Genomic DNA, 22325 nt, shown 5'->3' with positions numbered 1-22325 from the left:
CCAATGCCGTGCTCGCCGGGGTCGGCTACAACTTCCGCCTGCTGCTCCGGTGGTTGGCCCTTTTGTGCGCCTGGATCCTGATGCTCCTCGCCCCCGCTCCGGACCGCTCACCAGCCCAGCAAAGCGCTTGAGCCGCGTTCTTCACAGACGACGGGATCCGCGTACGTCGGGTCAGGCAAGCTCAACGGACGGCTGCCATTTCTCCGGGAATGCGCTAGGATTTCGGCCAGGCGAGAGGGTGCGCTGACGCGTGGCGCAAGTGAGACTCGGTCGGCCGAACTCAATTCAGACGCCCGATGCCGGAGCTGACAGATGGTGCCGTATTCGTGGAGCGGCGCATATTTGGGCGGCGACTCCCAGGTGTGGTGGGAGGACGGCGAGCGCATCTTCCGCCGTGGGTGGCGAGTGGAGGATAACGGGAGCCGGCGCGCCGTCTTGATGGTTGCTCCTGCAGCGGACCACCCGTCGCGTTCAAGCCTCGATCACCTCACGCATGAATTCGAATTAAGGGATGAGCTCGACGGGGCGTGGGCGGTGCGGCCGCTGGACCTCGTGTGCGACGACGGGCGCACGATGCTGGTGCTCAACGATGCGGCCGGCGAGCCGCTCGAAGGGCTGCTCGGCGCACCCATGGAGGTGGGACGCTTCTTGGGCCTCGCCATCGCTATAGCGGCGGCTGTGGGCAAGCTTCACCAGCGCAGCCTCGTCCACAAGGACATCAAGCCGGCCAATATCCTGGTCAACGTCGCGACCGACGAGGTGCGGCTGACCGGGTTCGGCATCGCCTCACGGTTGGCGCGCGAGCGTCAGTCGCCTCACCCTCCCGAGACGATCTCCGGCACGCTCGCCTACATGGCACCCGAGCAGACCGGACGGATGAATCGGTCAATCGATTCCCGCAGCGACCTCTACGCCCTCGGCGTCACGTTCTACCAAATGCTCACCGGAGCTTTGCCGTTTACGGCCGCGGACGCCATGGAATGGGTGCACTGCCACGTCGCCAGGCGGCCAGTGGCACCTGCCGAGCGGGTGGGGGAAATTCCCGGCGTCATTTCGGCGATCGTCATGAAGCTGCTCGCGAAGATGGCCGAAGACCGCTACCAGACGGCCGCCGGTCTCGAAAGCGATCTTCGCCGCTGCCGGAACGAATGGAGGGCGCAACGCTGGGTTGACGACTTTCCACTCGGCGAACGCGACACGCCCGACCGGCTGCTGATTCCCGAGAAACTCTACGGGCGGCGGCGCGAGGTTGAGACTTTGCTCGCCTCCTTCGATCGCGTCGTCAACGGTGGCGCCCCGGAATTAGTCCTGGTCTCCGGCTATTCCGGCATTGGCAAATCGTCGGTTGTCAACGAGCTGCAGGCGGTAATAGTACCGCCGCGCGGCCTGTTCGCTTGCGGCAAATTTGATCAACTCAAACGCAATATTCCCTACGCGACGCTGGCACAGGCGCTTCAGAGCCTAATCCGACCGCTGCTCGGCAAGAGCGACGCCGACCTTGCGCCATGGCGCGACGCCTTTCAGCAGACGCTGGGACCGAACGCAGGTCTGATGGTGGATCTCGTTCCTGAACTGAAGCCCCTTATTGGAGAGCCGCCTCGTGTCGTTGAGCTCCCGCCGCAGGACGCGCAACGGCGCTTCCAGATGGTGTTTCGGCAGTTGATCGGCGTCTTTGCCCGAGCGGAACATCCGCTGGCGCTGTTCCTCGACGACTTGCAATGGCTCGATGCGGCGACGCTCGACCTTTTGGAAGACTTGTTGAGCCGGTCCGATCTCCGCAATCTTCTCCTCATTGGCGCCTACCGCGACAACGAGGTCACCGCCGCACATCCGCTCATGCGCAAGCTGGAGGCGATTCGGCCAACCGGAGTGCTGCAGGACATCCAGCTGGCGCCGCTGACCACGGAAGACCTGGGAGAGCTTGTCGCGGACTCGCTTCGTTGCGACCCGAAACGGGCCGCCTCGCTCGCACGGCTGGTGCACGCGAAGACCGAGGGTAATCCGTTCTTCGTAATACAATTTCTTTATGCGCTCGCCGACGAGGGACTCGTAGCCTTCGATCATGAGCAGGCGCGATGGTCCTGGGATCTCTCCGGCATCCACGCCAAACGGTACACGGACAACGTCGTGGAGTTCCTGGCCGGAAAGCTGACACGGCTGCCGGTCGATACGCAGGACGCGTTACGGCGGCTCGCTTGCCTCGGCAATGCTGCCGACGTCGCGATGCTCTCGCTCGTTATGGAAACGTCCGAGCAACAGGTGCACGCGATTCTCTGGGAGGCCCTACGCCAACAATTCGTCGAGCGTCTCGCGGGCTCCTATAATTTCGTTCACGACCGAATGCGGGAAGCGGCCTACGCGTTGATCCCAGAAAAGGCGCGCGCCCAGGTGCATTTGACACTCGGCCGGCAGCTGCTGACGCAGATAGCACCGGAAAAACACGATGAGGCAATCTTTGAGATCCTCAACCAGCTGAACCGTGGCGCGCCGCTGATCACCTCACGGGACGAATGTGAGCAGATAGCAGAGCTGAATCTGGCCGCTGGCAAACGCGCCAAAGCGTCATCGGCCTATGCCTCCGCGCTGGCATATCTTACCGCCGGCGCGGCGCTGTTGCCGAAAGATGCGTGGGAGCGCCGGCAGGAGCTAGCGTTCGAGTTAGAACTGCACCGGGCCGACTGTGAGGTCTATGCCGGCGAGTTGCGGGGGGCCGAGCAGCGGCTGTTGGCGCTCGCAACGCGCTCGGTAGGCACGGTCCAACGATGCGCTGTGGCACACCGCCGGTTGGATGTGTACGTAGCGCTTGGGGTTGGCGAGAGCGCGGTATCCGTGGCGCTCGAATGCTTGCGGCATGTAGGCATCGATTGGTCGGCCCATCCCACCGAGGCGGATGCGCGCCGCGAGTACGAGCGCATCTGGTCACTACTCGGAGACCGAAGGATCGAAGATCTAGTTGACCTGCCGCTGATCCAAGATCCGGAGGCTCGGGCGACGCTCGATGTGCTCACCAGTTTGGTTCTACCGGCCCTGTACACCGACAAAAACTTGTACGCACTCAGCGTCTGCATGGCCGTCAATCTCAGCCTGGTGTACGGCAACAGCGCAGCATCACCGCTGAACTACGTTGCAACGGCCATGATCGCGGGCCCGCGCTTCGGTCACTACGATGAGGGCTATAGATTCGGAAGGATGGCGTGCGATCTGCTTGAGCGTCGCGGATTGACGCACTTTGGGGCACGGACCTATGTCGGCTTCGCGATCGTGGTTCCTTGGACACGACCGCTAAGAGAGGGAATCGAACCGTCTCGTCGTGCCTTCCAGATGGCGAAGGAGCACGGCGACCCGACATATGCCGCACTCGCCTCCCGCGGTCTCAGCACTATTCTTCTTGCACTGGGCCATCCACTCGACCAATTCGAGCCCGAAGCCCAGGATGCATTGGAATTCGTGCAGGGGTACGGATTCTTCCTCGACAGACTTTCAGCGCCAATCGCGCTCGCCCGAACCCTGCGCGGAAGAACCGCGAAGTTCGGGTACCTCGACGATGGTGGATTCGCGGAGCGCTCTTTCGAGGAGCGCATCACGAGCCAACCCTCTCGCGCCTTCCTAGAATGCTACTACTGGATCCGAAAGCTCCAGGCGCGCTTCTTCGCCGGCGACTACTTGGCGGCGATCGAGGCAGCGGACAAGGTGGAGAAATGGTACGTGACATCGCCGGCGCTGTCGCTCTTCCCCCTGGAGAAGGCCGAATCCCATTTTTATTCTGGCCTGTGCCGTGCGGCCCGGTGCGAGCCCCTGGGCCCCGACCCGTACGCCGAGCATCGAGAAGCACTTGGCGCCCACGAGCAGCATCTGCGGGCCTTGGCCGCGAATTGCCCGCAGAACTTCGAGGATCGTGCAGCGCTGGTCGCCGCTGAGATCGCGCGTCTCGAAGGCCGTGAGCTCGATGCCGAGCGTCTATACGAAGTGGCGATCAAGTCGGCGCGGGACAACGACTTCGTGCAAAACGAGGCACTCGGCTACGAGCTCGCTGCCCGTTTCTACGCTGCGCGCGGCTTCGAGTTGGTTGCAAACGCTTATTTGCGGGAAGCCCGATCCGGCTATTTGCGGTGGGGAGCCGACGGCAAGGTGCGACAGCTCGATCAATTGCACCCGAAGCTGCGGCAGAACGAGCGTGGGCCGGGTCCAACGGGCACGATCGAAGTACCCGCCGAAGGGCTCGATCTCGCTACCGTGATCCAAATCTCGCAAGCACTCTCCGGCGAGGTAGTGCTCGAAAAGCTCATCGACAGGCTCATGCGTGTGGTGATCAAGCACGCTGGCGCCGAGCGGGGCCTCTTGATTTCCTCACAAAGCGGGGAGCTGCAGATACAAGCAGAAGCTACCGCGCGCGGCGAGGATGTCGCCGTGCACCTGCCGGAGCGCGGAACACACATCTCAGTCGCGCTGCCAGATTCGCTCATTCGCTATGCAGCACGTACACGAGAGAGCGTCATTCTCGACGATGCATCGTCGCCTCAGAGTTCGTTCAATGCCGATCTCTATATCGTGACGCATCGGGCCCGTTCCATTCTCTGTCTGCCATTGATAAACCAAGGCAAGCTCATCGCTCTTCTCTATCTTGAAAACAATCTGTCACCACACGTTTTTACGCCTGACTGTGTCACGCTATTGAAGGTGCTTGCCTCGCAAGCGGCAATCTCGCTCGAGAATTCGCGGCTTTATTATGATCTCGCAGATCGCGAAGGAAGAATCCGGCGCCTGGTTGAGGCCAACATTCTGGGCATCGTCATTTGGAATCTCGAAGGCGCCATTCTCGAAGCCAACGAAGCGTTTCTGCGCATGCTGCAGTACAACCGTGAAGATGTCGCTTCGCGTCGCTTGCGCTGGACCGATCTGACGCCGACCGAGTGGCGCGGCCAGGACGAGTGCGCGATGTCGGAACTGCGCTCAACCGGGACTTTTCAACCGTTCGAGAAGGAGTATTTCCGCAAAGATGGCACGCGCCTCCCCGTCATGGTTGGTGGCGCGCTATTCGAGGAAAGCAGTAACGATGGCGTCGCATTCGTGCTCGATTTGACCGAGCGCAGGCAGGCCGACGAGGCGCTTCGCGAAAGCGAAAGGAGTTTCCGCGACTACGCCGAAACCGCGTCCGATTGGTTTTGGGAGATCGGTCCGGACTACAAATTCACGCTGTTGACCGAAAATGCGTTTGGTTCAGACCCGGCAAATCGACTCGGTACCGCGTGGTGGAACCACGCACTCGACCTCGAGACGGAACCGGAAAAATGGCGGCTTGTTTGGGAAACTCTCGAAGCACGCAAGCCGTTTCGTGACGTCGTATATCGCACTGTGGGTGGTGATGGCTCTCCGATGTACGTGAAAGCTAGTGGCAAGCCAGTGTTTGACCCCAACGGAGAATTCCGTGGCTATCGTGGCACCGGCACAGACGTGACAGCAGTTGTGCGCGCGCAGGAGGAGCGTGAGAGGTTGCGTCAGTTGGAATCGGATTTCGCCCACATGAACCGGGTGAGCATGATGGGAGAATTGGCTGCCTCGCTGTCTCACGAGATCGCGCAACCGATCGCCAGCGCGCGTAACAACGCTCGTGCAGCCTTAAATTTTCTGAATAGACAACCGCCGGACCTCGATGAGGTCAGGGAGGCGCTCGGCTGCATCGTGGGCGATGCCGATCGAGGCGGAGACATCGTCGACCGAATCCGTGATCACATCAAGAAGGCGCCTCCGCGAAAGGACTACTTTGATCTTAATGCAGCGATCAATGAGGTGATCGTATTGGCGCGAAGTGCAATCATCAAGCATGGTGTCTCGGTCCAGGCCCGGCTTGCTGACGGATTGCTGCCGGTTCAGGGTGACCGCGTTCAACTGCAACAGGTGGTCATGAACCTGATTTTGAATGCGGTCGAAGCAATGGGCTCGAGGGAGGCGGGAGCACGAGAATTGTCGATCAGAACTGAACAAGCCCAGACAGGGATCCTCGTGGCCGTGAGCGATTCCGGGCCCGGCATCGATCCGGACCATCTCGAGCACGTTTTCAAGTCGTTTTACACGACAAAGCCCAGCGGAACCGGGATGGGACTGTCCATCTGTCGGTCCATTATCGGTGCCCATGGAGGCCAGCTGTGGGCCGAGGCGAATGAACCTCGCGGCGCCGTTTTTCGGTTCACCGTTCCCGGCGCGGAGGTGAGATCATGAATTGTTTTCCGGCGTTTCAGCGGACGTGAGCGCCGTGCGAAGACAGCGTAACAGGGACTCTTCATCAAGCGGCTTGCGAAGGTAACAGAGGACTCCGTCATTCAGGGCACATGCCCGGTCGACGTCGTTGGGATAGGCAGTCACGAGGATTGTCGGAATGGTGCGCCCTGCATCAATGAGGTGCCGATAGAGCTCGATCCCGGTCATCGCCGGCATATGCACGTCGGCGATCAGGCAGGCCGTTTCACCACGAAGCGGAGATGCGAGGAAATCGGCTGCCGACGGAAAAGCCTCGACGGCGTAGCCCAACGATCTCATGAGCCGTCGCATGGACTCGCGGCCGGACCGATCATCGTCAACGACTGAAACCAATAACGTTTTCGGCATACCACCTCCGACAGCCCGCACGGACTGCTATGCGGCTTGCCCGACAATGTCGTCGGCGGCGCATGGGAATTGCCTACTTGCGTAAAGAATGCCCGGGTGCAAGGCCGGTGTCCTGTAAGCTTTGGCTTATGTGCAATGCGACATTTCTGAGCTGCGCGCCGAAGTTGGGGCTGGGTGCCCCATGCAGCGCGCGTAAAGTCAGGTCTATGACTGCGGGTCTGCTCTGGAGGTGAATGGGGTGTTCAGGCTCGCGGATTGGCGCTAGAACTTCACCGTCGGCCAATTCGGGAACCGAAACCGAGGGTTGTTACGGTGACCCCTTAATCCGAGCAGCAGCGATGCCTGAGGCAAACTCCACCGTCTTGGTCATCGACGACGACGCCGACGTCCGAGCCTCGGTCGGCCGTCTGTTACGGTCACTCGATATGGACGTTCAGCTCTTTGCGTCCATTGCCGACTTCCTCAAGGCCGATCCGCCCGATGGGCCCACTTGCCTGGTGCTCGACGTCCGGCTGCCGGGGCAAAGCGGCCTCGATTTGCAGCGGGAGATCGCTCAGGCAAAAAGGGAAATCCCGATCATTTTCATCACAGGGCACGGCGACATCCCGATGTCGGTGCAAGCGATGAAGGGGGGCGCCATCGAGTTCCTGACCAAGCCATTCCGCGATCAGGACCTCCTCGATGCCATTCAGCTCGGCCTCTCGCGCGATCGCGCTCGACGGGAGAATGAAGAGGATCTGGCGGATCTCAGGGCGCGTTTCGCCTCGCTCAGCCCGCGGGAGCGCGAGATCGTGGTCCAGGTGGCGCGCGGACGCCTGAGCAAGCAGATCGCCTACGACATCGGCATCGCCGAAGCCACGGTGAAGGTGCATCGCAGCAGGGCGATGCAGAAGATGAAGGCCGGTTCGCTTCCCGAACTCGGCCAAATGGCGGTCAAGCTCAAGCTCGTGCCCGAGAGGCCGCAACGCGCCTGATCCGACGTACCGGGCCTCCTTCTTCGTCCGACGAGGCCGTCCGCGTGTGCGGATCAGCAGGCACGCGGGACCGCCGACAGTACCGCCGTCATCCAGATGCTGCCCTGTTGAGCAGACGACGGGCCGGGACGTGTGGGAGGCCCTTACTCGCCGCGTAAGCTAAAGTTCAGGCCACACCGCCACATTCGGTACCGGTTTGCACCCACGCTCAATATCCGCCGCGGCCTTCGACATCATAATTTTGCATTCATTGAGATTGGGGCGGCGTACGCAGTGAGGCTTCGCCCACTCCGCAACGGCTGGGAGTCCAGAACACCTGGAGATGACCGTGTCGAGCAAAACTCCACTTTCTATTATCGATCACGATCAGTCGGCGGGCGAGGGAACGGATCCTCGCCCTGCCTCAGTGTCCGCCGTCGAGTCACATTCCGCGGCGACGCCGATCAGTTTTGGCCCGTTCCGCCGGTCGCCGATGCAGCGACTGCTCCTGCAAGACAATCAGCCGGTTCACATCGGCAGCCGCGCGCTCGACATCCTCATTGCGCTGCTCGAGCGGCCGGGCGACCTGGTTGAGAAGAATGAGCTCATGGCCCGCGTGTGGCCGAAAACGTTCGTCGAGCCGGGTAACCTGACGGTCCATATCACCGCGCTGCGCCGTGTCCTCGGCGATGGCCGCGACGGCAATCGTTTTCTGATCAACATCCCGGGGCGGGGATATCGCTTCGTCGCGCCCGTCACGGTGTCCGACCAGTTCAAGCCGTCGCTTCCGGTGGCTTCCGTCACCGGGTGGGGCCACAATCTACCCGCCAGGGTGACGCGGCTGATCGGGCGGAGTGACATCGTGGCCCGCCTGTCGGCGCAGATAACCCGTGATCGCTTCTTCACTGTGGTCGGCCCCGGCGGAATCGGCAAGACCGCGGTCGCGCTGGCCGTCGCCGGGGAGGTGGCTGCAACCTACCGGGACGGCACGTGGTGGATCGACCTGGCGGCGCGCGAAAATCCGCGACACGTCGCAGATGCCGTCGCGTCGGTTCTAGGGCTCGAGCTGGACCGGGAAAAGTCCCCGGCAAACCTGGTCACTGCACTCCGCGACAAACAGATGTTGCTCGTGCTCGACACGTGCGAGCACGCCGTCGCGGCGGCGGCAGATCTGGTGGCGACGATTCTGCGCGACGCGCCGGGCGTTCACGTCCTGGCGACCAGCCGCGAGCCGCTGCACACCGAAGGCGAGCAGCTGTGCCGGCTCGGCGGCCTGGAGAGTCCGCCCGCCCATTGCACAACTGCTGAGCAGGCGCATCGTTTTCCGGCGGTCGAGCTGTTCCTCGAGCGCACCGCCGCCTCCATCGGCGAATTCGCCCTGAGTGATGCGGATGCTGCGGCCGCATCCGACATCTGCGACACACTCGATGGCTTTCCGCTTGCGATCGAGCTTGCCGCGCACCGCGTCGGCTCGCTCGGCATTGCTGCGGTCGCGGCCGAACTCAAACAACCTTTGCGTCTGCTCACCGCCGGCTACCGAACCGGGCCGGCGCGCCAGCAGACCATCCGCGCCGCCCTCGACTGGAGCCATGGCCTGCTCACAGATCAGCAGCAGATCATGTTGCGCCGTCTCTCCGTCTTCTCCGGTGAATTTACCTTGCAGGACGCCGCCGGCATCGTTTCCGATCAGGCTCGGCCGGACTGCCCCATGGTCGATAAGGTGGCCGAGCTGGTCTCACAGTCGCTCATCACCTCGGAGGTCCGGGAGACGCAACCGCGCTTCCGGCTGAGCCACGTCACGCGGGCTTACGCGCTGGAGAAGCTCGAAGAAAGCGGCGATCTCGACGCCATCGCCCGCCGCCTAAGTGACAACGCGAAGGTGGCGATCAAGCGCCCGTCAGCGGCGCCGATGTTGAACGGTGCGCCATCCGCTGTCGCCCCGCACGGCAAAGAGAGATCGCCTGCGCGCTGTGGAACCCGGTACGTGGCGCACCCCATGCAAAGGCGAGAGCGCGGTACGCTGCAATACCGTCGAACCGTGCATGTGCAGTGAACGCAGCGAGGGAAGCTGAGATGGACATGACGACGCCCGCCGCGCTAGCGGCAATCGAACGAGTGCAGCCGAAGAAGCTGGTAGCGGCGTCAGCCCGCGCTTCGAGCATTGTGGTGGGCCTCGTGGCGGTCGCCGTCGCGGGCTCATCGATCTGGTATCTGGTGCGGCCCGAGCCGCTGCTGGTCCAGGGCGAGGTGGACGCGACGCGGTTCGACATCGCGGCGCGCGTCGACGGCCGCGTCGGCGAGATTCCGGTTGATCGTGGCCAGAACGTGGAGGCCGGCGCCGTGCTGGTCCGCATCGACAACCCCGAAACGATCGCGAAACACGCGCAGACGGTTGCCGCGAAGGTCGTCGCCGAGGCGCAGCTCGCCAACATTAATGCCGGGACCCGCGCCGAGGTCATTGCAGCCCGCAAGGCCGCGCGGGAGCGCGCCGAGGCGAGCGTGATCTTCGCGCAAAAGACCTTCGACCGTGTGAGCCAGCTTGCCGGGCAGGGCAACGCCTCGCAGGCGCGCCTCGACCAAGTCATCGATACGCTGCACGAGAGCGAACGTATGCTCGACCAGGCGAAGTCGGCCCACGAGCAGGCCATTAACGGCTACACGGCCGAGGAACACCAGATCGCCGAGACGAACGTTCGCAAGGCGATCGCCGACATTGCGGCGGTCCAGTCAATGATCGATCAGATGGTGATCTATGCCCCGGCCGCTTCGCAGGTTTACAAACGTAACGTCGAGTCTGGCGAATACGTCTCTCCCGGCGTGCCGCTGGTGACGCTGATTGACCTTAATGACGTCTGGATCCACCTAGACCTGCGTGAGGATCTGGTCAGGTCGCTGAAGGTCGGGGACCGGTTCGGGGTGCGCATTCCGGCGCTTGCCGACCGGCGCATCGAAGTCGAGGTCAAGCTGATCGCCACCAAGGGCGAATATGCGAGCTGGCGTTCCACCCGCGCCACCGGCGATTTTGATCTGCGCACGTTCGCGGTTCGCGCCTATCCGGTCGAGAAGGTATCGGAGCTGCGGCCTGGGATGAGCGCGTACCTCGATTGGCGGGGGCGGCCATGAGGCACCCGGCGCGCCCCGGATTTTGGCTGGTCGCCAGGCGCGAAGCGCGTTGGCTGCTGCACGACCGTCCCGCCGTCATCCTGATTTTCGGCGTGCCGCTCTTCGCGTTCGTGGTTCTGTCCGCGGCCTTCAGCCATCCGGTCATCCGCGGGCTCGGTGTCGTCGCGGTCGACCTGGACCGCTCCGAGACCTCACGCGCATTCATCCAAAAGGTAGCTGCGTCGCCGGGCCTCAGCGTTGTCGAGCGCCCGACGAATCTCTCGGCAGCAGCCAGCGCTATCCGGTCGGGGGAAGCCATCGCGGCCGTGTACATTCCGCCCAACTTCGAGCGCGACCTCAATGCGCAGCGCCGACCCCAGATCGTCGCGTTCCACAATCAGCAGTTCCTGACGGCTGTGGGGATTGCGTCCGGCGGTCTGAGCGACAGCCTCGCGGCCGCTGGACAGGCGGCCGTGGCGGGCGCTGCAGCGACGCCCGCCCGCGTCGGCGGTCTCGTTTCCGAGACCTTCGTGCTGGCCAATCCGGAGAAGAACTATGCGCAATTCCTCCTGCGCGCGCTGCTGCCGATGGTGATCCACGCGGTGACGGCGCTGGCGGCCGGCTACGCGGTCGGCTCCGAGTTCCGGCGGCGCAGCGTGCGCGCCTGGCTCGCCTGCGCGGGGTATAACCCGCTCGTGGCGCTCGCCGGCAAGCTCGCGCCACTGTTCGTGATCTTCTTCTTCATCATGCTGTGCGTGCCGCTGGTCCTCGAGGGCATGTTCGATATCTCCTTCAAGGGTGATGTGCTCATGATCGTGGCGTCCGCATCACTCCTGATCGTAGCTTACCTTGTGCTGGGCGCATTGCTGCAGCTCCTGATGCGCGATCTCTCAACCGGGCTTGGCCTCACTGGTCTCATCGTCTCGCCAGCCTTCGGCTACACGGGAGTCGGATTCCCGATGCTCGGGATGAATGCATTTGCGCAGATCTTTGGCGCGATGCTGCCGTTGCGCTGGTACATGGCTATTCTGCTCGGCCAGGCGGCGCAGGGGCTGCCGGTGCACGAATCGGCGCACGCGTTTGCGGCACTGGCGGGGTTGGCCATTCTTTACGCGCTCTTGGCGCTGCTTCGCATGCGCGCCCTCGTCGCCAAACCGATCATCGTGGTCGCGGCGCAGCCTACGCTGCCGTCGACGGCACCGCGAAACATCGGCGAAGCGTTTGCGTTCGAGTGGCGACGCGTGCTGGCCATTCGCGGCGTCTTCGCCGTCTTGTTTATCGCCCCGTTGATCTACGGGCTCTACTATCCGCAGCCTTATCTCAATCAGATCCTGCGCAAGGTTCCGATCGCGGTCGTCGATAGTGACCTGAGCGAGCTCAGCCGAAGAATCATGCAGACGCTCGATGCGAGCGGTGCCGTGCAGGTCGCGGTTCGCGCCGACACGCTGGCCGACGCGCGCGCCGCTCTGGACCGCGGCGAGGCCTTTGCTATCGTCGGCATACCTCGGGGGACCGAGCGTGATGTTCTCAAAGGCGTCACGGTCCATGTCCCGATCTACGCGGATGCCACCTACCTGTTTGTTTTCAGATCGATCGGCGGCGGGATCGCGACGGCGCTCGGGACGTTGACGTCGGAGCTCGCCTTGGGCGGGGCGCGCAGCGACGGCAGTCTCGTTAAGGCCGCGCTCGCGTCGTCCAATCCGGCCGACATCCTGCTGCAGCCGATCTTCAACCCGGTCGGGGGCTACGCGAGCTACATCGTTCCGGCCGCCTTCCTGCTGATCCTGCAGCAGACGCTTCTGATCGGCGCTGCATTGCTGACCACCGTCGCACTGTCTCAATACGGCGGCCGAACCTGGTCGAAGGTGCTCGGCCGGGGTGTCGCGCACCTGACCATCTACCTGCCGGCGCTTGCACTCTACTTGATTGTTCTGCCGCGCTTCTACGGGTTCTCGGCGCTCGGCAGCACCCTGCAGATATTTGCGTTCGCCTCGGTCTTCATTCTGGCGACCAGCTTCATGGGGCAGGCGGCGGGCGCCTGGTTCCGCTATCCCGAGACCCCGACGCTTGTCTTTCTCGCGACCAGCTTGCCGCAGTTCTTCACGACCGGGTTTGCGTGGCCGCGGGAGGCAATCCCCGAGGCGGTGCAGATCTTCGGCTCCATCTTCCCGGTCGGTTTCGCAATCCAGGGACTCGTTCGGATCAATCAGCTCGGCGCAAACTTGGCTGAGGTATCAAACAATTGGCGCGGACTGTGGCTTCTTATCCTCGCCTACTTCGTTCTTGCGGTTGTGTCGGCGCATCTCGTTATCCGGAGGCGGGCCCATGCCTAAACACAGTCGCAGACCCATCGTGGTGCTCGGTCTCGCCATTGCAGCGGCAGCGGGCGCCGCCGTCGCGCTCGGGCGCTCGACGCCCGCACCGCCGCTCGTCGGCATCGTGCGAACGACCGAGATCCGCGTCGCGCCCGAGGTCGGTGGCCAGCTCGCCGCAATCCGGATCCATCCAGGCGAGCGCGTGCACACCGGCGACATCGTCGCCGAGCTGTCGGCGCTCGAGCTGACCGCGTCGGTTGCGCAAGCCCGCGCCGCGCTCGCGTCCGCGCTTGCGGAGCGCAATAACGTCTACGCGGGCGTGCGGGCCGAGCGGCTCGCGACGCTGGCGTTCGAGATCGCCAAGGCCAAATCGCGGCTCGATTATGCGAGCCGGCAACTAGCCCGCACTCGCACCTTGGCCCGCACCGATACGGCCCCCCAGCAGCAGCTCGACCAGGCCGAGAACGACGTCGCCAGCGCGCAGGCCGACATCGCGGAGGCGGAGGCGAACCATGCGGCCGCCAAGGCGGGCCCTACGCGGGAGGAGCGCGCCATCGCCGACGCTCAGGTACAGACTGCCGCCTCCGCGCTCGCGGTGCTCGAACGCCGGCTCGACAAAACGATCCTGCGGGCGCCCGCCGACGGCGTCGTCACCGTGATCGTGGCCGAAGTCGGCGAAGCGGTCCGCGCCGGCCAACCGGTTCTGGTCATCGAGGATGCCGGCAAGCGCTGGCTGTCGTTCAATGCGCGGGAGGACACGCTGCACGGTGTGGCCGTGGGCTCGAGGATCGAGGTTGCACAGGCCGGCGCGAGCGCCGCAACGCCGGCGGTCGTCACCGAAATCATGCCGCTCGGTCAATTTGCGACCTGGCAGGCGGAGCGCGCGATCGGCGACCACGATCGCAATACGCTGCGGTTACGCCTCGATCCGTGCGGCGACCCAAGCGGGCTCGAGCCGGGCATGACGGTCTGGCTGTCGCGTGACGACTCTTCGCCAGCAAAGCGGGTGTCGGGATCTGCGCGGGCGGCGCGCATTGAGACGCCGCTGATCAAGAGAATGCCGGTTGAGACGCGCGATACGGCTCATGAAGGGGTGTTCCGTAAGCCCGAATGAGATGCTCGATAATGCAAAGGAGCTTTCAACCATGCACGAAGACACCAGCCGGACCAGGGCCTTCGATGCCCCTGACTATTCGTATGGATCCAAGCACCCGCCGCTCACCGGCCGCGCAGCCGGTGAGGCTCATCGCAGCGGGCGTCCGGCGGAGCTGATGCGAGGCGCCCTCGGCACACTCGCCCACCTCTCCCAGGTTGGCGCATTGCTCTGGCTTGTGGCCGCACCGGCGCAGAGCGCGTCTCTCAACCAGCTCGATGGCCGCTGGAGCGTCCTGGTGGTCACGGACCGAGGGAATTGCTCGATCTACCGCTACGGGATCATCGTCGACCACGGGCAGGCGCGCTACGCCGGTACGGCGGACTTCGCTTTCAACGGGTCCATCGCTCCGAACGGGACGGTGCGGGCCAGCATCTCGCGGGGCAGTGACCGCGCGGACGTGCGCGGCCGCCTCGGCCAGGGCACCGGATCCGGCCTGTGGCGGACGGCCGGAGGCTACGATTGCTCGGGTCACTGGACGGCGCAACGCCGCGTGGGATTCGCGTCCGAAGAAGAGTGAGCACGATGGACCGCACCCCTTTCAGCGAACCGATCAGGCGCAACCCCGGCCTGACCCGACGCCAGATGGCGACGGCCCTCGTCGGCATCACCGGCGCCGTCCTCGCTGCGGGGCTTGAGCGCGCCGCCGCGCAGCCTGCGGGCAAACCCAGCTTGCAGCGCACGCTGGTTTCGCCTCAAGCCGCTGCGGCCGCCGAGATCCCCGGCATGCCGGGAGCGCGCCTCTGGGCGGATCGGCCGGACGACTTTCTCGCGCTCGTGCGGGAGGTGCCGGGGCAGGCCGACGCGTCGTGGCTCGCCCTGTCGGGCGGCGGCGGGGACGGGGCCTATGGGGCGGGTGTGCTCGCCGGCTGGACCGCCTCCGGCTCTCGACCGACCTTCGCGGTCGTGACCGGGGTCAGCACTGGCGCGCTAATTGGCCCCTATGCCTTTCTGGGGCCGCGCTATGATGCGGCACTAAAGCAAGCCTATACCACGCTCCATGCCGCCGACGTGTTCGAGATCGCCGGCACGCAGGACAGCTTGTTCTCGACCTGGCCGCTGCGCGAGACGATTGCCCGCCAGGTGACGCCCGAATTGCTTCTCGCCGTGGCCGCCGAGCACCGGCGCGGCCGGCGTCTGCTCGTGCTGACCACGAACATCGATGCCGCGCGGCTGGTGCTGTGGAACATGGGAGCGATTGCGGCGCATGGCGGGCCCGAGGCGCTCGCGCTGTTCCGCAAAGTTCTGCTCGCCTCGGCCAGCATCCCGGGGCTCTTCCCGCCGGTCATGATCGATGTCGTCGGTGGCGGCCGGCGCTTCAAGGAAATGCATGTCGATGGCGGCGCGAGCGCCTACCTCTTCGTGGCACCTCAGCCGATGCTGGTGGATGAGAGCGTCGAGGAGCGTCTGCCGGCTGAGCGCCTGTATGTGATCGTCAACAACGCGCTGCACTCCGACTTCGCGGTGACCGAGCGCGCCACCTCGGCGGTGCTCGGTCGGGCCATGTCGGTCGGCACCCGAGCTCTCACGGCCCTGGAGCTCGCGGCGCTTATCCAGCTCTGTCGCCGCCAGGAAATCGATTTCAAGCTGACGTTTGTGGACGAGGGTTTCACCGCGCCGAGCGCGGGCCCATTCGATCCGGACTACATGGCGGCGCTCTTCGAGTACGGGTATGCGCAGGCTGCGTCGGGAACGGCATTCGGCACGGCTCCGCCGTCCTTCCGCAAACGGTTGGAGCGCAGTCTCGCAGGAAGGAAGCTTCCAAACCTGCGGTGATTTCGATTGTCCGTCCACCAGCGGGATTGGGTGGGCGATCGCGCCCTGGCCGGTGAGAGCGCAAACGTGCTGATCAACGGCTTCGGCTCACCTGGGCAGATCGAGGAACTGAGGAGCTCGATCGAGCGCGAATCCAAGGTCGAGGCGCTCTCTTTGGAGGAGCATCGGTGCGCCGATCAACGGGCTTTGGCCATCAACCTGCGCCCGCCTCACCAAGTTCGATGTCGTAATCGCCGTGGCAGGTGCAACCTTGGTGCAGGCCCGCCGAATGATGGTAGCGGCGCAAGTGCCGCAAGCACAATGAATTGCTCGTGCCGCTCAACCTAATCTCACGTCAACAGAAAGCGCGTCGAACGGACGGACTTGGTTCGTTCATCACGAGCGCGGAGCCGGACGGTCCGGCTCTGAGATTGAGGAGATCATGGTTTTTGTTCTGATCGACACCGTGACAGGCACGCGGCGCACGATTCTCGTGTCGATCAAAGCGTGCCCGCAGCCCAGCGCCCCGGCTGCTACTCTCACACATCCTCGCGTCGCTGCTCGCGCTTGATGCCCGAGGCAGACGTCCAGTTCATCAATGCGGGGATTGTGTCATGTTTCGCACGCAAGAGGATCTCGGGCAGCTCCTGCTCCAGTTCGTGATGGAATTCAACGAAGGGCGATTGAGCCCGGGTGTCGTGGTCTACAAGGGTTACAAAAAGGGCAAGACCAGCGTCCTGCTCGAACCTTTCCGGTCTCCGGAACCCAAGTAACGCCAGCTGGCACGTCATCTTTCTTCCATCTCGACTGGGAGAACCTCAAAGTCCTCGCGAAGCGCCTCAATGTCCCGGTTGCAACTGAGACCCCCCTGTCCCGATCATGACAGGGACCTCGACCCGCTCGACCGTCGCCGCCATTCGGCCGTCGCTCGTCACCGCCAGCTTTGGCTTTCTCGGGTCGACCATCGTCGTGACAGTGCTTTTGGTCGCCTTCAGCCAGATCTGATGCGGACTACGAGCAGTCGACGTGTCCCGGCTCAAGATTTCGCCTCGTGATCGCTTCCAGCCTCAAAGCGCGCGAGGGTGCGCGGCGCTCGAGGCATAATTCGAGGGTTGCTGGCTCGTTTCGGACAACGCCGCTTCCTGCTGAGCGAGGACCGAGAGATCCTTACAGAGTACCACCGTTGCTCGCCTTCGCCCTTGAGCCGACGGTCGGGACCTGCGCGCGAAGCGAGCGACCTCACCATGACCTCAAATGCCTGCCGAAATGCTGAACAGATAAACCTTTGTATCTATCACAACGCCATTGACATTACGTCATCCGACCTGACGTAGAATGGATGAACAGGCCGCGGTCGACTTAGTCTGACATCAGCCAAATTCCTCAGAGGAAGGCTGCAGGCCATGTTGATCCAATCGCCATGCACCACTTTTCGACTTGGCTATGGTCCACAAAACGCTCGGCGCGAGCTCGTGAGCTGGGCGACGATGCGGCTTCTCACTCACGCGCGTTCAAGGCGCACGGCGCATGGGCCCGCGATCGCGAGAATGCATTGCGCTTCGTTTGGCCACGCGATCGCATCGGCCATGGTGGCCGCGCTGATCGTTCTCACGTCGTTCGGCGTGCAAGCCGCCGAGCTCGATCCGCGTCCTCTCCCTATCACTGCGGCATTGGCGGCATTGGGCGAAGCACAGCCCATGCCGCCTTGGCGAGACTTCTGCGACAGCTACCCGCGCGAATGCGCCGTTGATCTCTTCGAACCTTCCGTTCTCGAACTGACCGCGGCCGCCTGGGATCTGATCGAGGCCGTGAACGAGCGCGTCAATGCGACCATCAAACCGGTGTCGGACATGGAGCACCGAGGTGTGGTGGACCATTGGGACTTCCCCGACGACGGCTACGGCGACTGCGAGGACTACCAGCTCCTCAAGCGCAAGCTCCTTGCGGAAATGGGACTCCCGCGTCGCGCGATGCGCATCACGGTCGTCCTCGACGAAACAGGGGAGGGCCACGCCGTTCTGATGATCCGAACCGACCGCGGCGACTACATTCTCGACAACAGGAGACAGGCTGTCCTCGCCTGGAACGAAACCGGTTACGAGTACATCAAGCGCGAAGGTTCGGAAGGGCCGGCTTGGGTCGCTCTACACGGAGAAGAACGGGCCGCCGCGGTGGCCAGTCGTTAAGCCCTGTCGGCGGCAAGTCGAGCTTCGCACGCCGCTCAGACACCTCGGAGAGCAGCATGACGACCGTTACGCCACAGCGTATTCTCGTCGCCGGCGACAACCCGATCTTCCGGGAAACGCTCGCGCAGTCACTGCGTGCTCAGGACCACGACGTGATCACGCCTGACACGGCAGTGAACGCCTTTCTGGCTCTGCGCGACCGAAGCCGGCCTGTCGGGTCGCTTTACGCGCGTGTCGTTCTGCCTGGCCCGATGGACGGATGGATTCTCGCTGACGCCTATCACGAGATGCATAAGGACAGGGCGGTCATCCTTTCCGGCGCCGAGGCGCGGGTTTCAGCACAAGGCGACATCGTCCTGAAGCAGCCCACGCCCACCGCCGCGTTCAAAGCGATTTGTGAGGCTCTCGCCGGCCGCGAGCGAGCTTCTGCCGCAGCCACGCGGCCGACTGATGCGCGGCAGGCGGCCTGATGAGCGGCAAGTGGCGGGAAGGTGTTCTTGCCAGATCGGTCTGATGCTGTTCAATGACGACGATTCGGCATCTCGGGGTGGAATGGCCGAAGGTGGTCGCATCATTGGCCTGAACGCGTCGTCGCCACGCTTGCGCAAGACCAGGCCGGGACGCCGTTCCGGGTCGAGGCCGTGCTCGCCCCGGGGCCAGCGTCTCGTCCTCTCCACGCGGGCGGGGCGGGTGCTCCCGAGAACGCCGTCGAGATCCGCCGGCGCGGCGACCACGTGCTGGTCGGGGAGGCGGCCGCCACGCATTGAGCTGGTCGGCAAAGTTGCGTCGCGCCCTTCCGGTGCCGCTCGTCCAGAACGGGACCGGTTCGGATTGAATCGATTCCGCTGCGATTGTCTTTGACTCGAGTGATGCGGGATCATGCTCCATGTGAGGAGGTTCCAGCGATGAGATATCTTGAGGACTTTGCCGCGGGCCAGACGTTCGGCTCCGGGCGGCTGGTGGTCGACAAGGATCGGATCAAGACCTTCGCGGCCGAGTTCGATCCGCAGCCGTTCCATCTCGACGAGGCGGCCGCACATGCCACGATGTTCGGCGGTCTAGCGGCGAGTGGCTGGCACACCGCGGCCATGACCATGCGCCTCCTGGTCGACAGCGACATCAAGCCGGCGGGTGGGATCGTCGGAGCAAGCTGCGACGAGTTCCGCTGGCCGCGCCCGGTGCGGCCGGGCGACGAGCTGCGCCTCGAGAGCGAAGTCCTGGAAGTGCGGCCGTCGAAGTCGCGGCCCAATCAGGGCATGATCAAGATGCGCACGACCACGCTGAACCAGGACAACGAGCCGGTGCAGATCATGGTCGCCAACCTGGTCGTGCTGCGCCGCCCGGGCGGCGGAGACTCGCGATGAGCACGCCGCTCGCCGCCGCCGTGGTCGGCGCCGCGCAGGGGCTCGGCGCGGCACTGTGCCAGCGCTTCGCCGCCGAGGGATACCGTGTGCTCATCGCCGGACGCACCGGCGGCAAGATTGACAAGGTCGCGCAAGCAATCGCGGGAGCAGGCGGCAGTGCCGAGCCGGTTATGACCGATGCGACGAGCGAAGCCGAGGTCGCTCGGCTGTTCGACCGTGCCATGACGGCGCGCAACGGCATCAGTCCGGCCGACCTCGTGGTCTACAATGCCGGCAACAACCAGCGCATCGATTTCCGCGAGCTGACCGTGGAGCAGTCTGAGGCGTTCTGGCACGTCGGTTGCTTCCTCGTCGGCTGCGGAGCGGCTCGGCGGCTCGTGCCGCTCGGCCGCGGGACCGTGAACTTCACAGGCGTGTCCGCCAGCCTGCGCGGCAAGCCAGGCTATGCCCAGTTCGCCGCCGCCAAGCCGGGCCTGCGCATGGTCGCGCAAAGCATGGCCCGCGAATACGGCCCGCTCGGCGTCCATGTGGCGCATGTGGTGATCGACGGCGGCATCGACGGCGAGCGCCTGCACACGCGTATGCCGCAACTCGCCAGGGAGCGCGGCGAGGACAGACTGCTCAGCATCGACGCGATCGCCGAGGCCTTCTGGCAAATCCACCGCCAGCCACGGACGGCGTGGACGCACGAACTCGAGCTGCGCCCGTTCAAGGAAAGCTCTTGAGCAGCGTGCCGCTGTCCTATAGAGCAGCGATCGTGGCGGCTCCGAGCGTTCTGAACCAAAAAGGCACGCGAAAGGACACGGCATGCCGATCTCGATGTATCAAGCCTCGGTTCCCGTGCTCACGCGCGGACTCGCGATCCTCTCGACGCTGATCGACAAGGGCGCGGCGCACGCGGCCGAGCACAAGCTCGATCCTGCTTCGCTCGTCAACGGCCGGCTCGCACCCGACATGCTGCCGCTGTCCGGCCAGGTGCAGCGGGCGAGCGACACGGCAAAATTCGCGGTCGTGCGCCTGACGGGCGAGCCCGCACCGAGCTTCGCCGACGAGGAGACGACGCTCGATCAGTTGCGCGAGCGCTGCGCGCGGACCATCTCGTTCCTGGAGAAGGTTAGGCCCGATGTGTTCGAGGGAAGCGAGGCGCGGACGATCTCGTTCGGCGGCGACACGAAATTGACCGCGCCTGGCGACGCCTATCTCCTGAGCTTCGCTCTGCCGAACTTCTTCTTTCACGTCACGACCGCCTACGATATTCTGCGCCACATGGGCGTCGCCATTGGCAAGCGCGATTACCTAGGCCGCTTCGACCGGGCCTGACCGCCCGGAGCGGGATCACTCATATCAGCGACAAGAATCTGGCCCGCCTTGCGGTGACGGGCATGCTGCGCGGCATGACGACCATGGAGCCGCAACGGGCAGTCATGCTGGAGAGCGTGCCGGGCCGGATGCCGCTGAAATCGCAAACCGTGCCAGATACTGCAGGCGCATATTTCTGCAGGGTTGCCGGCGTTAGGAGTCCGCGGGGCGCAGATAAAGCACCCGGATCAGCGGACATTGCTAACGCCGACACCAAGTGACTTCCTGTAGATCGACAAACGGACTCTTTCCCGGCGGGCATGTCCGACGGGCTGGTCGAGTTCGCGGCCCACCGCTCAAAGCAACGATAGCCCTTTGGCCAGCCAATGGAGCAGGGAGGATTTTTCACGCTGCTAATAATGGCAATGCGCCCCGAAGGCGCGGATCACCAGTGGAGGAAGGTTCCACTCGGAGAGTTGTCGCGGGTTCTGTGACGCTTCCGCACCCAGGCAAGAAGGCGTATCTTGTTCACATAAGTTAGAGTCCTGCATTGGACCTGGGCTCCGACGGGCCGCTTTCTGATCGACAGCCTTGTCGACGTCGCTCCTGGGCCGCCTGGTTTGCGTAACCTGATGGCCTAATCAGTTCGACTGCGTGCCTTTGCTGTGACGCACGCACTGAGGAGTGTGTTGCCGCTCTCAAGGCACTCATACCTAAGGAGCCAGACATGAGCAGCACTCAGGTACATGATGAAACCGCAATCGAGCCTCCGAGAACGCGGACGGTCGATATGAAGCTCGAGGTCATCGTCATCCCTGTTGCGGATGTCGATCGCGCCAAGCGCTTCTACGGCGGCTTGGGGTGGAGGCTCGACGCCGACTTCGTCAAGGGCGATGCGTTTCGGGTTGTACAATTTACGCCTCCGAGCTCGCCGTGCTCGATCCACTTCGGCAACGGCGTGACGTCGGCCGAGCCGGGCTCGGCACAGCGAATGTATCTCATCGTATCCGACATCGAGGCGGCGCGCGCCGAACTCGTCGAGCGGGGTGTCGATGTGAGCGAAGTGTTCCACCGTGCCGCCGTCGGGGAGGGGCCCTTGAGCGGACCGGATCCGGAGCGGCGCAGTTACAACTCGTTCGCTACGTTCAGTGACCCGGACGGCAATAGCTGGCTGTTGCAGGAGATCACCGCGCGGTTGCCGGGACGCGTGGATACGGATGACACGACCTTCACTTCGTCGACCGAACTCGCGGCCGCGCTCCGCCGTGCGGCGGCCGCGCACGGCGAGCACGAGAAGCGGATTGGCCACCATGACGAGGGCTGGCCGGACTGGTACGCCGAGTACATGGTGGCGGAGCAGGCCGGCAAGGAGCTGCCGTCATGAGCAGCGGCCCCGGTGGGCCTAGCTTTGGCTTTCCGAAAGGATCGCCGTGCCGGCCTGCGCGAGGACGCGCGGCGATCCTCGGCGCAGCACTCATCGTGGGGCTCGCACCATGACCCAAGGTTTCGACGCGATCGTCCTCGGGGCCGGACAGGCGGGCCCCTCGCTCGCCGGACGGCTGACCGCCGCCGGAATGAAGGTCGCGCTCGTCGAA

At 64.1% G+C, this 22325-nt stretch carries 17 protein-coding genes; 16 read left to right on the top strand and 1 reads right to left on the bottom strand.

Features of this window, described 5'->3' with window-relative positions:
* Positions 1-312 precede the first annotated feature (312 nt).
* The gene (locus BN1233_RS35765; RefSeq protein ID WP_046868407.1) at positions 313-6216 is read left to right on the top strand and encodes an AAA family ATPase; all 5904 of its coding nucleotides are present in this window, start codon (positions 313-315) and stop codon (positions 6214-6216) included.
* On the opposite strand, the gene BN1233_RS35760 is transcribed toward BN1233_RS35765, so the two are convergent.
* The gene (locus BN1233_RS35760; RefSeq protein WP_046868406.1) at positions 6211-6603 is read right to left on the bottom strand and encodes a response regulator transcription factor; all 393 of its coding nucleotides are present in this window, start codon (positions 6601-6603) and stop codon (positions 6211-6213) included. The genes BN1233_RS35765 and BN1233_RS35760 overlap by 6 nt on opposite strands.
* Positions 6604-6941: 338 nt before the next feature.
* On the opposite strand from BN1233_RS35760, the gene BN1233_RS35755 reads away from it, so the two are divergent.
* The 15 genes from BN1233_RS35755 to BN1233_RS35690 all read left to right on the top strand — a co-directional run bounded on the left by BN1233_RS35755 (position 6942) and on the right by BN1233_RS35690 (position 22114).
* Positions 6942-7577 carry a response regulator transcription factor gene (locus tag BN1233_RS35755; protein ID WP_046868405.1) on the top strand — a complete coding sequence of 212 codons (636 nt, stop codon included), beginning with the start codon at positions 6942-6944 and terminating at the stop codon, positions 7575-7577.
* Between the two features lie 328 nt (positions 7578-7905).
* Entirely contained in the window at positions 7906-9609 is a 1704-nt protein-coding gene (locus BN1233_RS35750; RefSeq protein ID WP_048709967.1) for an ATP-binding protein, read from the top strand.
* Between the two features lie 20 nt (positions 9610-9629).
* Positions 9630-10679 (top strand): HlyD family secretion protein, encoded by a 1050-nt coding sequence (locus BN1233_RS35745; RefSeq protein WP_046868404.1) that lies wholly within the window; start codon positions 9630-9632, stop codon positions 10677-10679.
* A complete protein-coding gene (locus tag BN1233_RS35740; protein ID WP_046868403.1) occupies positions 10676-12991 on the top strand; it encodes an ABC transporter permease in 2316 nt (771 codons plus the stop codon). Before BN1233_RS35745 ends, BN1233_RS35740 begins: the two co-directional genes overlap by 4 nt.
* A gap of 19 nt (positions 12992-13010) precedes the next feature.
* Positions 13011-14087, top strand: coding sequence for an HlyD family secretion protein (locus BN1233_RS35735; protein WP_063776747.1), 1077 nt, complete (start codon positions 13011-13013; stop codon positions 14085-14087).
* Positions 14088-14118: 31 nt separating this feature from the next.
* Positions 14119-14646, top strand: coding sequence for a hypothetical protein (locus BN1233_RS35730; protein ID WP_244471018.1), 528 nt, complete (start codon positions 14119-14121; stop codon positions 14644-14646).
* 5 nt (positions 14647-14651) lie between these two features.
* Positions 14652-15902 (top strand): patatin-like phospholipase family protein, encoded by a 1251-nt coding sequence (locus BN1233_RS35725; protein ID WP_074078445.1) that lies wholly within the window; start codon positions 14652-14654, stop codon positions 15900-15902.
* 593 nt (positions 15903-16495) lie between these two features.
* Positions 16496-16654, top strand: coding sequence for a hypothetical protein (locus BN1233_RS47755; RefSeq protein WP_154678338.1), 159 nt, complete (start codon positions 16496-16498; stop codon positions 16652-16654).
* Between the two features lie 106 nt (positions 16655-16760).
* Positions 16761-16886, top strand: coding sequence for a hypothetical protein (locus tag BN1233_RS50705; protein ID WP_280139488.1), 126 nt, complete (start codon positions 16761-16763; stop codon positions 16884-16886).
* 542 nt (positions 16887-17428) lie between these two features.
* Positions 17429-18067 carry a transglutaminase-like cysteine peptidase gene (locus BN1233_RS35715; RefSeq protein WP_046868444.1) on the top strand — a complete coding sequence of 213 codons (639 nt, stop codon included), beginning with the start codon at positions 17429-17431 and terminating at the stop codon, positions 18065-18067.
* Positions 18068-18123: 56 nt separating this feature from the next.
* Positions 18124-18537, top strand: coding sequence for a DNA-binding transcriptional response regulator (locus BN1233_RS35710; protein ID WP_046868401.1), 414 nt, complete (start codon positions 18124-18126; stop codon positions 18535-18537).
* A 435-nt stretch (positions 18538-18972) separates the two neighbouring features.
* Positions 18973-19431, top strand: a complete 459-nt coding sequence (locus BN1233_RS35705) for a MaoC family dehydratase (protein ID WP_046868400.1) — start codon at positions 18973-18975, stop codon at positions 19429-19431.
* On the top strand, positions 19428-20156 hold the full coding sequence (locus BN1233_RS35700) for an SDR family NAD(P)-dependent oxidoreductase (RefSeq protein WP_046868399.1): 729 nt from the start codon (positions 19428-19430) through the stop codon (positions 20154-20156). The genes BN1233_RS35705 and BN1233_RS35700 overlap by 4 nt, the downstream gene beginning before the upstream one ends.
* An 82-nt stretch (positions 20157-20238) precedes the next feature.
* Positions 20239-20751, top strand: coding sequence for a DUF1993 domain-containing protein (locus tag BN1233_RS35695; protein WP_046868398.1), 513 nt, complete (start codon positions 20239-20241; stop codon positions 20749-20751).
* 706 nt (positions 20752-21457) lie between these two features.
* Complete coding sequence (locus tag BN1233_RS35690; RefSeq protein WP_046868397.1) at positions 21458-22114, top strand: VOC family protein; 657 nt, start codon at positions 21458-21460, stop codon at positions 22112-22114.
* Positions 22115-22325 lie beyond the last annotated feature (211 nt).

The sequence above is a fragment of the Microvirga massiliensis genome (assembly GCF_001006805.1).
GTDB lineage: Bacteria > Pseudomonadota > Alphaproteobacteria > Rhizobiales > Beijerinckiaceae > Microvirga > Microvirga massiliensis.
The sequence above is the reverse complement of the archived record's forward strand: the minus strand, read 5'-3'. Positions and strand labels throughout refer to the sequence as shown.

Excerpts from the sequence above, each read along its gene's own strand:
- BN1233_RS35765 (WP_046868407.1), top strand. The coding sequence starts at position 313 with ATGGTGCCGTATTCGTGGAGCGGCGCATATTTGGGCGGCGACTCCCAG.
- BN1233_RS35760 (WP_046868406.1), bottom strand. The coding sequence starts at position 6,603 with ATGCCGAAAACGTTATTGGTTTCAGTCGTTGACGATGATCGGTCCGGC.
- BN1233_RS35755 (WP_046868405.1), top strand. The coding sequence starts at position 6,942 with ATGCCTGAGGCAAACTCCACCGTCTTGGTCATCGACGACGACGCCGAC.
- BN1233_RS35745 (WP_046868404.1), top strand. The coding sequence starts at position 9,630 with ATGGACATGACGACGCCCGCCGCGCTAGCGGCAATCGAACGAGTGCAG.
- BN1233_RS35740 (WP_046868403.1), top strand. The coding sequence starts at position 10,676 with ATGAGGCACCCGGCGCGCCCCGGATTTTGGCTGGTCGCCAGGCGCGAA.
- BN1233_RS35730 (WP_244471018.1), top strand. The coding sequence starts at position 14,119 with ATGCACGAAGACACCAGCCGGACCAGGGCCTTCGATGCCCCTGACTAT.
- BN1233_RS35725 (WP_074078445.1), top strand. The coding sequence starts at position 14,652 with ATGGACCGCACCCCTTTCAGCGAACCGATCAGGCGCAACCCCGGCCTG.
- BN1233_RS47755 (WP_154678338.1), top strand. The coding sequence starts at position 16,496 with ATGTTTCGCACGCAAGAGGATCTCGGGCAGCTCCTGCTCCAGTTCGTG.
- BN1233_RS50705 (WP_280139488.1), top strand. The coding sequence starts at position 16,761 with ATGACAGGGACCTCGACCCGCTCGACCGTCGCCGCCATTCGGCCGTCG.
- BN1233_RS35715 (WP_046868444.1), top strand. The coding sequence starts at position 17,429 with ATGCATTGCGCTTCGTTTGGCCACGCGATCGCATCGGCCATGGTGGCC.
- BN1233_RS35710 (WP_046868401.1), top strand. The coding sequence starts at position 18,124 with ATGACGACCGTTACGCCACAGCGTATTCTCGTCGCCGGCGACAACCCG.
- BN1233_RS35705 (WP_046868400.1), top strand. The coding sequence starts at position 18,973 with ATGAGATATCTTGAGGACTTTGCCGCGGGCCAGACGTTCGGCTCCGGG.
- BN1233_RS35700 (WP_046868399.1), top strand. The coding sequence starts at position 19,428 with ATGAGCACGCCGCTCGCCGCCGCCGTGGTCGGCGCCGCGCAGGGGCTC.
- BN1233_RS35695 (WP_046868398.1), top strand. The coding sequence starts at position 20,239 with ATGCCGATCTCGATGTATCAAGCCTCGGTTCCCGTGCTCACGCGCGGA.
- BN1233_RS35690 (WP_046868397.1), top strand. The coding sequence starts at position 21,458 with ATGAGCAGCACTCAGGTACATGATGAAACCGCAATCGAGCCTCCGAGA.